The organism is Rhodococcus sp. IC4_135, from assembly GCF_011602025.1.
Lineage (GTDB): Bacteria > Actinomycetota > Actinomycetes > Mycobacteriales > Mycobacteriaceae > Rhodococcus_F > Rhodococcus_F baikonurensis.
On the sequence record NZ_JAAOLG010000129.1, the window covers coordinates 1 to 523 of the forward strand.

Annotated in this window: 1 protein-coding gene; it reads left to right on the forward strand. The window is 62.0% G+C overall.

The annotated features are described in order from the left end of the window. Positions 1-523 (forward strand): AMP-binding protein (locus tag G8767_RS35315; protein WP_166814299.1); only part of this gene is annotated, 523 nt, incomplete at both ends.

Below are 523 nucleotides of genomic sequence, written 5' to 3' on the forward strand. Positions count from 1 at the left end.
GTGACGTCGCGGTCGCCGGAGCAGTTCTTGGAGTTGCTTGCTGCTGAGCGGGTGACGGTGCTCAATCAGACGCCGTCGGCGTTCTATCAGTTGGCTGAGGCTGATCGGTTGGCGTCGGAATCCGGTCTGGCTGCCGAGTTGTCGTTGCGGTGGGTTGTTTTCGGTGGCGAGGCGCTCGAGCTGCGTCGCTTGTCGGATTGGTATGGCCGCCGCGGTGACTCTGCGCCGACGTTGGTGAACATGTACGGCATCACGGAGACGACGGTGCATGTGAGCCATCGTGTGTTGGATGCTGCGTTGGCGGCGGATGCGTCGGCGAGTGTTGTGGGTCAGGCTATTTCGGGTCTGCGGGTGTTCGTGTTGGATACGCGTTTGGCTCCGGTGCCTGTTGGTGTTGCGGGTGAGATGTATGTCTCGGGTGTGCAGTTGGCTCGGGGTTATCTGGGTCAGGCGGGGTTGACGTCGACGCGGTTTGTGGCGAATCCGTTCAATGCGGGCGAGGTGTTGTACCGCACGGGTGACG